Here is a 9245-nt window from a genome sequence, read left to right on the forward strand (position 1 = left end):
TAAGAAGAAGGTACTGGCGAACGAAAGTGCCAATCCGATACATCTCTCGCCAACTGTGCTAATTTAATGTCAATTTTTCGTACGCGTGGGCAAAACGTCAGTCAGAACATAGAGTTGGCGCCACGTTTTAAAGCGGTTTGCACGGTGCTAAACCCCTTATTTTTCAGCATTTTTTATTAGAGGCACGGGATTACATGGAAATCGGTCTGCGCGAGTGGCTGATCGTCATCGGCATCATTGTCATTGCCGGTATTCTTTTTGATGGCTGGCGCCGTATGCGCGGTGGCAAGGGCAAGCTTAAATTCCGCTTGGACCGAAACCTGTCCAACCTGCCTGACGACGACGGCAGCGCCGAGCTGCTGGGGCCGCCCCGTGTGCTGGATACCCACAAGGAACCGCAGCTGGACGAGCACGACTTGCCGTCGATGAGCGCGCCGGTGCGTGAAGCCCGGGAGTCGTCGTCCAAGCGTGGCAAGCGCGGCAGTGCCGGCGTGGCCGAGCCGCATCAGGGCGACCTGAACCTGGATGTCGATGAAGGCCCGAGCTTCAGCAGCCGCGACGATGATTTCCCGGATGAAAACAGCGGCAAGGCACCGTCGCGCCAATCGGTCAACGATCAGCCGGCTGCCGAAGAGGTATTGGTGATCAGTGTGATCTGCCGCGATGCCGGTGGCTTCAAAGGCCCGGCCCTGTTGCAGAACATCCTTGAGAGCGGCCTGCGCTTTGGCGAGATGGATATTTTCCACCGTCACGAAAGCATGGCCGGCAACGGCGAAGTACTGTTCTCCATGGCCAACGCGGTCAAGCCCGGCACGTTCGACCTGGACGACATCGACCTGTTCAGCACCCCGGCGGTCAGTTTCTTCCTCGGTCTGCCAGGCCCGCGTCACCCCAAGCAAGCGTTCGACGTGATGGTGGCCGCGGCCCGCAAGCTGTCCCAGGAACTCAACGGCGAGCTCAAGGACGACCAACGCAGCGTCCTCACCGCCCAGACCATCGAGCATTACCGTCAGCGCATCGTCGAGTTCGAGCGTCGCGCCCTGACACAGAAACGCTGAGGATTGCGCCTCGGCGTTGTCAGTAGAATAAGCGCACTAACATATTGAGCAGCTTCGGCTGCTCTTTTGCTTTATGAGAGAACACCCATGACCGCCGCCCATACCCGCATCCTCGAACTGCGCGCTGAACTGGATCAGCACAACTACCGTTATCACGTCCTCGACGAGCCGAGCATTCCGGATGCCGAGTACGACCGGTTGTTCCATGAGCTCAAGGCGCTGGAAGCCGAGCATCCGGAGCTGGTGACGCGTGATTCGCCGACACAGCGGGTCGGCAGCGCGGCGCTGTCGGCGTTTACTCAAGTCCGGCATGAAATCCCCATGCTCAGCCTCGGCAACGCTTTCGATGAAGCGACCATGCTGGAATTCGACCGCCGGGTGACCGAGGGCCTGGATCTGCCGGCCGGCGACCTGTTCGCCAGCGTCGAATACAGTTGCGAGCCAAAGCTGGATGGCCTGGCGGTCAGCCTGTTGTATCAGGACGGCGAACTGGTGCGCGGCGCCACTCGCGGCGACGGAACCACCGGCGAAGACATCAGCGTCAATGTGCGCACCGTGCGCAACATTCCGTTGAAGCTGCACGGCAGCGGTTGGCCGGCCACCCTGGAAGTGCGCGGTGAAGTGTTCATGTCCAAGGCCGGTTTCGAGCGCCTGAACGCCTCGCAACTGGAGGTCGGCGGCAAGACCTTCGCCAACCCGCGCAACGCGGCGGCCGGCAGCCTGCGCCAACTGGATTCGAAGATCACCGCCAGTCGTCCGTTGGAATTCTGCTGCTATGGCATCGGCCAGGTGACGACGGATATCAGTGACACTCATATCGGCAACCTGAAGCAGTTGCAGAAGTGGGGCATGCCGATCAGTCATGAACTGAAACTGGCCAAGGGCATTCAGGAATGCCTGGACTACTACCGCGACATCGGTGAACGGCGCAACAGCCTGTCGTACGAGATCGACGGGGTGGTATTCAAGGTCAACAGCATCGCGGCCCAGCGGGAGCTGGGCTTCCGCGCCCGCGAGCCGCGCTGGGCCATTGCGCATAAATTCCCGGCCATGGAAGAACTGACCGAGTTGCTCGACGTGGAATTCCAGGTCGGCCGCACCGGCGCCGTCACGCCCGTGGCGCGTTTGAAACCGGTCAAGGTTGCCGGCGTGACCGTGTCCAACGCCACCCTGCACAACATGGACGAAGTGGCGCGCCTGGGCCTGATGATCGGCGATACGGTGATCATCCGCCGCGCTGGGGACGTGATCCCGCAGGTGGTGTCGGTGGTCACCGAGCGTCGCCCGGAGCACGCGCGCGCGGTGCAGATCCCTGAAAGTTGCCCGGTGTGCGGTTCCCACGTAGAGCGCACGCAACTGGTCAAGCGCAGCAAGGGCAAGGAAACCGTCAGCGACGGCGCGGTGTACCGCTGCGTCGGGCGCCTGGCCTGTGGCGCGCAGCTCAAGCAGGCGATCATTCATTTCGTCTCGCGCCGTGCCATGGACATCGACGGCCTGGGCGACAAAACCATCGAGCAACTGGTGGATGAAAAACTCATCGGCTCGCCGGCCGACCTCTACAAACTCAAGTACGAGCAGATCATCGACCTGGAAGGCTTTGCCGATATTTCCAGCAAAAAGCTGATCGCCGCCATCGAAAACAGCAAGACGCCGACCCTGGCGCGGTTTATCTACGCCCTGGGCATTCCCGATGTGGGCGAGGAGACCGCCAAGGTGCTGGCGCGCTCCCTGGCTTCCCTGGAACGGGTGCAGAAGGCTCTGCCGGAAGTGCTGACGTACTTGCCGGACGTAGGCCTGGAAGTGGCGCACGAGATCCATAGCTTCTTTGAAGACAGCCATAACCAGGAGGTGATTGGCGCGCTGCTGTCGCCCGATGAGTGCGCCCTGCAATTGCAGGAGCAGGGCGACCTGAGTGCCGAGTTCGCCGCCAGCACCACCCTGGGCGGCCTGCTCGACAAGCTGCACGTGCCCTCCGTGGGACCGGGCGCGGCGCAGAAACTGGCGGACAAGTTCGGCAGCCTCGAAGGCGTGATCAAGGCCGACTGGCTGGACATGCGCCAGGCCCTGCCCGAGAAACAGGCCAAGGCCGTGCGCGACTTTTTTGATAGCGAGGACAACGCCCACCGCGCCCTGGCCATCGAGCAGCAGCTCAAGGACTTCGGCATGCACTGGCAGAGCGAGAAAAAGGTCGTCGAAGGCCTGCCGGAAGCCGGGCATACCTGGGTGCTCACCGGCTCCCTGGAGTTGATGAGCCGCGATGTGGCCAAGGACAAACTCGAAAGCCTGGGCGCCAAGGTGGCCGGTTCCGTTTCGGCGAAGACCCACTGCGTGGTGGCCGGGCCGGGCGCCGGCTCCAAATTGGCCAAGGCCAGCGAACTGGGGCTCAAAGTGCTCGACGAAGAGGCCTTCGTCGCCTTCCTGGCCAAGCACAACATCGCGGTCTGATTGCATCCTGTGGCGAGGGAGCAAGCTCGCGCCGGGCTGCGAAGCAGCCCCTCTCCAGGAAAGTGGAACGATCCCGAGCGGTAAATGATCTAGTCTCAGTCACCCTTGGGAGAGATCGCCATGTTCCGCTACTTCGAGCAACTCAGCACGCGCATCGCCGCACCGTTCATGGCCGGATCCTCGCGTAACAGCAAGGTATGGCAATGCCGCTGCGGCCAGTCCTTGTTCTTTCGCAACAGCCAATGCCTGGCCTGCTCGGCGCTGCTGGGCTACCACCCGCAGCAAAGCCGCCTGTCTTCACTGCAACCCGGTCCCGTGGCCGACACCTGGCTGATGGACGCCAACCTCGACGCCGGCGCCTTTCGCCGCTGCGCCAACCTCCAGACCCCGGCGGCGTGCAACTGGCTGATCCCGGCGCACAGCACCTCGGCCCTGTGCGTGGCGTGCAGCCTGAACCGCACCATCCCTGATTTGTCCATCGCGGAAAATCCCGAGCGCTGGCGCAAGGTGGAAACCGCCAAGCGCCGACTGGTCGCCCAGCTGGTCAGCCTGGGCCTGCAGGTGGTGCCCAAAAGCGTCAACGAAGACACCGGCCTGGCGTTCGACTTCGTCGGCATCGACCTGCAAGGTAATGCGCCCACTACCGGTCACGCCAACGGCCTGATCACCCTCGATATCAAGGAAGCTGACGACGCCCATCGTGAAAAGGTTCGCGTGCAGATGCATGAGCCCTACCGCACCTTGCTCGGTCACTTTCGCCATGAGGTCGGCCATTATTACTGGGATCGCCTGATCGCCAACAGCCACTGGCTCGAGCCGTTTCGCAACCTGTTCGGCGACGAACGCGCCAGTTACGCCGACGCGCTCGACCAGCATTACCAGAACGGCCCACGCCCGGACTGGCAGCAAACCTGCGTCAGCGCCTATGCCACCATGCACCCCTGGGAAGACTGGGCCGAGACCTGGGCGCATTACCTGCACATGATGGATGCGGTCGACACCGCCCTGGGGTTTGGCATGAGCGCTCGGGAGATGGACCTCGATTACCAGCCGTTTCCCCTGAGCACCTTGTACGACCCCGAACACCCTGGCGGGGCGGCGTTCCTCTCCTTCGTCAATGCCTGGATCGAACTGGCCGGCATGCTCAACGAACTGTCGCGCAGCATGGGCCAGCCGGACTTCTACCCCTTCGTGCTGCCCCCGGCGGTGATTGCCAAGCTGCACTTTATCCACCTGGTCATCCAGGAAGAGGGTGGCAGGGCCGATGAGGTGCTGCAGGCACAATGATGAAATGTGCGAGGGCAAGCCCTGATACCAGTCTGTAGGAGCACGCTTGCTCGCGAAAAATTTACAGGCACCGCGTTCATTCAGAAAGCACGCGTTATCGTTGACGTTTTTCGCGAGCAAGCTCGCTCCTACAGAGTGGCTGGGATAGCGTCATTGTTGAGGGCCATGGCAAGTACTTGAAGCTTCTCATTTTTTTACGGTTGTAACTTCCGATGAGATCGGTACAATGGCCCCGCTTGCCGAGAGGCCAGCGTCGTTATGGTGACCCCATCGGTCCCCCCGCAACGATTACCCGTGAACCTGGTCAGAGCCGGAAGGCAGCAGCCACAGCGGGAACATTGTGTGCCGGGGTGTGGCTGGTGGGGTTGCCTCCATAACGCTCCCTTCTGTAATACCCCCCAAAATCTCAATTATTCAGCCAGTCATCTGTGACGCTTATTGCGCAGTGCATGAAGACCCTTCCACGACTGGTGGCATACTCCCAAGCGTCTTTCCCCTGGCCATGAGGCTGTATGCACTCGGAACATTTTGATTTATCCAGCCCCGTGTTCTTGCCGATCACCGATGAAACCTGTGCGGGTTTGTTGGGTTCTGACGGTGCAGGTGCGCTGGAAACCCTGAGTGAGCCGGAGCTGGCAGCGCTGCTGGTTATCCAGAATCTGGCGCAGATGCCGGAACACGAGTTGAGTGCAGTGGGCGCTGAAAGAGTGTTGGCCAAGCTCATTGGCTGGGCGGCGCAGGGCAGGCATTCAGCTGCCGTGAGCTTGCTGTCGGAGGCACAACGGTTGTTTGACCCGCGCAAGCTGTACTTCGGCCTCAATGTGGTCAAGAGCCTGAAGTTGCGTTTTCTGTTGGCGGATGAAGTCCTGGCGCGAGATTATTTATTGCCCGACGGCCAATGGGACGTCGAGTACAAAGTCCGTCACCTCAAGGCAAACAATCCCTTCCGCCAGCAGATGGTCACGCCCAGGCATCGCGAGCGCTGGCTGAGCGCCGAGCAGGACAAACTGGTCAGGACCTTTCGCGCCAACCTGAACGAAGACCTGCATGTCCAAGGGTACGCCGGCATTGGCAAGAGTCACCTGCTGGTGGCGCTGATGGAGCATCTGCGACCCGAAAAGACCTTGTTGCTGGCACGTACACCAGCAAAGCTTCAAACCCTGCGCGCGCGCATGGTGGGCGTGCGGGAGAGAAAGGCCGGGCAAACCTTTCACGGGTTTGCGCACGTCTTGTTACATGGCCCAAGGTCACAGCCGTTGGCTACGCAAGGGCGCGTCCCGAGCAAACAGACACTGGCGCAGGAATTGAACATCTTCGGTTTTCGTCATCTGCAAGGGCAGGCGCTGCTGGATGTCTGCCTCAAGGTGCTTGAAAACTACTGCGGCTCCCGGGACTACAGCCTGTCGGCCAAGCATCTGCCGCACTTCAAGCAAGCGCTGTCCAGCGTTGATGCCAAAGTACTTGTCGAATACTCCAGCCGGTTATGGACCTACCTTGAGGCGAATCCGGCCTGGAGCGCTCACACCGGATTTGAAGCGTTGTTGATGGTCAAGCGCGCCAGCCTCGCCGGCAGTGTGGTGCCTGAGCGCTATACCCATGTGTTGATTGATGAGAGCCAGGACATTCCGGCGCCCTTGCTGCAAATCATCGAGCGCGGGCGCCAGGTGCTGATCACCCTGGGCGACGAGTATCAGCAGGCCAGCGGTGTACTGGTAAAGCGCGCGCGCGAGGTTCGCCATACGGATGTGAGCTATAGCGTACGCTCCGGGCGCAACGTCGAGCGCCTGGTCAATCCCTTGATCAGCCAGCACTCGCAGAAAAGCAAGGTGCTCTTCGAGGGCGCACGGGATGCGGACGTCGGTATCGAGCTGTATCCCCAGGGCTTTGTACCGCCGCCAGGCTGCGTGGTGCTGACCGCGTCCTATTGGGACACCATGAAGTGGCTCATGCAACTGAGCGAAGAGCGCCGTGCCTGTGCGTTTGCCAGCAGCGAAGCGCAGCAGGATCTCAAATACTTCATGGACACCGTCATCGCGTTGTTCAAACCCGAATTCTATGGCAGCGAGTACAGCGACCGTGGGCCTCATTCGTTTTTCAGCGATATGGCCGACTGGCAGCAGGTGCGCGACGCGTGCCGGTTCGATGACGCGTTTCTGTGGGTCGAGGCGGAACTGGAAAAAGGCTTCAATGTGGCCGACGTGACACGGTTGAACAGGCTCAGCGGTCACCCGGGCGAGCGCTGTTTGTTGATGTTGGCGCAAGACGCCGGCGGCATGGAGTTCGAGCGTGTCCTGCTCACGCCCGAGTTGCTCACCACTGTGAAATTCCAGGATGCCTATGCGTTCGATCAGCGCTTGTGCGCGGTGTACATCGCGATTTCCCGCGCCACCGTGCAGCTTTATCTTCCCTACGACGTGGTCGAGTGGATCGACTACCACCAGTACCAGAAGACCCGCGATGTGCATGGCTACTGAGTGATTTACTCTGGCTGATTCACAACTTTCGAAACCCTCTCTGGACAACCCCAAGGCACCTTGTTAGCTTCCGCCGGGCACTTGTTTCAGAGTATGACAAGGGCGTGGACTTGATATCGAAGCGCAATCGCTTCTTTACCTCACAAGGATGTCTGTCATGAAAAGCCTGCAAGGGTTGCCTCGTCTTATCAGTGCCTCGGTCGGCACGCCCGGCAAAGCCCGCAACTTGCCCGCCGATGTTCAGTGCATCCAGTATCTCTTCAATCTGATCATTCCCAAGCTGGGTTTCGCCTTGCCCGAAAACGGCAAATGCGACGGCCAACTGGTGCAGTGCATCAGCCAGTACCAGTTCCGTCATCTCAAATACGCCCATCCCGATGGCGTGATCGATCCTACCGGTCGTACCTTCAACAGCCTGATCGAAGAGGCATTGAAGGTGCCGGTGACGGCCTTCCCGGCGATGCGCATTCCGAGTTTTCTCAACGCCTTCGGCAATAACAATGCCGATGCGGTGCAGGCCACCGTGAATGTCTATCTGAACCAGGTGCGTGCGGTGATCGAGGCCGAACGGCGTAACCGGCAGTTGATGATGCAGTCCACTTGCGATGGCGGCATGACGCTCAGCGACACTGACTTTCAGAACGCCGCCAAGCAGTTGGGCAACGGGATCTCGGTGAATGTCATCAAGGCGTTCGCCACTATCGAATCGGGCGGGAAGGTGGGCTTCGGGCCGGCGAAGTTGCCGATCATCGCGTTCGAAGGCCATCATTTTCGCAAGTACACCAAGCACATTTACGACCAGTCGCACCCGCTGCTGTCGTACATCTACAAGAAGAAAGCCGGGCCGCAGTGGCAGGCCAACAACAAGGACCAGGTCAAGGCCTGGGAAACCATGGCCACGGCGTTTGCACTGGATCAGGAAGCGGCGTTGCTGTCGGCCTCGTGGGGGATGTTTCAGATCATGGGGTTCAATTTCGCGTCTTGCGGATTCAAGACCGTGTTTGAGTTCGTGGCGTCCTTGAAGGTCAATGCCGGCAATCAGCTCAAGGCCTATCTCAGCCTTTGCGGCAAAAATACCGCGTTGATGACGGCCATGAAAAACAAGGACTTTACCGCCATGGCCCGCAACTACAACGGTGAGGACTACGGCAACTACGACGTGCTGATGAAGCAGGCCTACGACGTACTGGAAGGGAAGAAATAAGATGATGCGTTTTCTGGCGGTGGGTGTGTTGTCGTTATGCGTCGTGGTGCCGGCGTTTGCAGGGCCTGGCGCGTTGCAGTCGGGCAAGTACGAAGGGCTGATGCTGGCGGTGACACCGCAGCAGCAGGTCGAGGGGTTCTACTCGGAGGCGATGGGGGAGGGCGTCACGCGGGGGTGCAGCTTCTTTCTGCAGGGTAAGCCGCAAGCGCTGACCACCTGGCGCGATGCAGCTTATCCCGGCAGCGTGGCGGCCTCGGCCGACGGCGTGACCCTGACCGTGGAGCAAGGTCGCCAGCATCCAGGTTGTATCAATGTGTTGATGCCGGACATCGCCACGGGCCTGGAGTTGAGCCAGACCGCGCGGAAAAAATGGATCGGCCTGGTGACGGTATCGGCGCAAAAGGCCTACCTGTTGAAAACGCCGGGCGCCAAAGCGACAAAGCGTCCCTACATCGTCAAAAATGATGTGGTGGGGGTACTGGCGTTCAAGGACGGCTGGGCGCAGGTGGAATTTGTCAATGCTGACGAGCGTTCGTTCACGGGCTGGATCAGCCAGGACCAGTACGCACGGCTGGCTGCACCGAAGATCTAGAAAATGTGGGAGGGGCTTGCCCTCGATGGCGGCCTCAGGGCCGACCAGGATGTTGGATTGGACCGGGTACATATCCGTTTCTGCGGTAACGGCGGCTGGCGGTTCCGCTTTTACAGCGGGTCACTTTTGGAAAAGAGCCCCAAAAGTAACCAAAAAGGCTCTTGCCCCACCACTCGGCACCTCGC

6 protein-coding genes and 1 other RNA gene are annotated in these 9245 nt (G+C 60.2%); all 7 read left to right on the forward strand.

Annotated elements, in window-relative coordinates:
- The first annotated feature begins 194 nt into the window (after positions 1-194).
- The 7 genes from zipA to CIB54_RS19670 all read left to right on the forward strand — a co-directional run bounded on the left by zipA (position 195) and on the right by CIB54_RS19670 (position 9060).
- Positions 195-1058 carry a cell division protein ZipA gene (zipA, locus tag CIB54_RS19635; protein ID WP_101220716.1) on the forward strand — a complete coding sequence of 288 codons (864 nt, stop codon included), beginning with the start codon at positions 195-197 and terminating at the stop codon, positions 1056-1058.
- Positions 1059-1145: 87 nt separating this feature from the next.
- Positions 1146-3503 carry an NAD-dependent DNA ligase LigA gene (ligA, locus tag CIB54_RS19640; protein ID WP_065949800.1) on the forward strand — a complete coding sequence of 786 codons (2358 nt, stop codon included), beginning with the start codon at positions 1146-1148 and terminating at the stop codon, positions 3501-3503.
- 120 nt (positions 3504-3623) lie between these two features.
- A complete protein-coding gene (locus CIB54_RS19645) occupies positions 3624-4790 on the forward strand; it encodes a zinc-binding metallopeptidase family protein (RefSeq protein WP_065949799.1) in 1167 nt (388 codons plus the stop codon).
- A gap of 268 nt (positions 4791-5058) precedes the next feature.
- Positions 5059-5155, forward strand: an RNA gene (gene ffs / locus CIB54_RS19655) — signal recognition particle sRNA small type.
- Between the two features lie 147 nt (positions 5156-5302).
- A complete protein-coding gene (locus CIB54_RS19660; protein WP_101220717.1) occupies positions 5303-7264 on the forward strand; it encodes a P-loop NTPase family protein in 1962 nt (653 codons plus the stop codon).
- A gap of 157 nt (positions 7265-7421) precedes the next feature.
- Positions 7422-8468 (forward strand): N-acetylmuramidase family protein, encoded by a 1047-nt coding sequence (locus tag CIB54_RS19665; RefSeq protein ID WP_065949797.1) that lies wholly within the window; start codon positions 7422-7424, stop codon positions 8466-8468.
- A 1-nt stretch (position 8469) separates the two neighbouring features.
- Positions 8470-9060, forward strand: coding sequence for a hypothetical protein (locus CIB54_RS19670; RefSeq protein WP_101220718.1), 591 nt, complete (start codon positions 8470-8472; stop codon positions 9058-9060).
- The last annotated feature ends 185 nt before the right edge of the window (positions 9061-9245 follow it).

The sequence above is a fragment of the Pseudomonas fluorescens genome, assembly GCF_002837185.1.
Classification (GTDB): Bacteria; Pseudomonadota; Gammaproteobacteria; order Pseudomonadales; family Pseudomonadaceae; genus Aquipseudomonas; species Aquipseudomonas fluorescens_AM.

What these genes read in the sequence shown, in the direction of transcription:
- CIB54_RS19670 (WP_101220718.1), top strand. Translation starts at nt 8,470, where the DNA reads ATGATGCGTTTTCTGGCGGTGGGTGTGTTGTCGTTATGCGTCGTGGTG.
- CIB54_RS19660 (WP_101220717.1), top strand. Translation starts at nt 5,303, where the DNA reads ATGCACTCGGAACATTTTGATTTATCCAGCCCCGTGTTCTTGCCGATC.
- zipA (WP_101220716.1), top strand. Translation starts at nt 195, where the DNA reads ATGGAAATCGGTCTGCGCGAGTGGCTGATCGTCATCGGCATCATTGTC.
- ligA (WP_065949800.1), top strand. Translation starts at nt 1,146, where the DNA reads ATGACCGCCGCCCATACCCGCATCCTCGAACTGCGCGCTGAACTGGAT.
- CIB54_RS19665 (WP_065949797.1), top strand. Translation starts at nt 7,422, where the DNA reads ATGAAAAGCCTGCAAGGGTTGCCTCGTCTTATCAGTGCCTCGGTCGGC.
- CIB54_RS19645 (WP_065949799.1), top strand. Translation starts at nt 3,624, where the DNA reads ATGTTCCGCTACTTCGAGCAACTCAGCACGCGCATCGCCGCACCGTTC.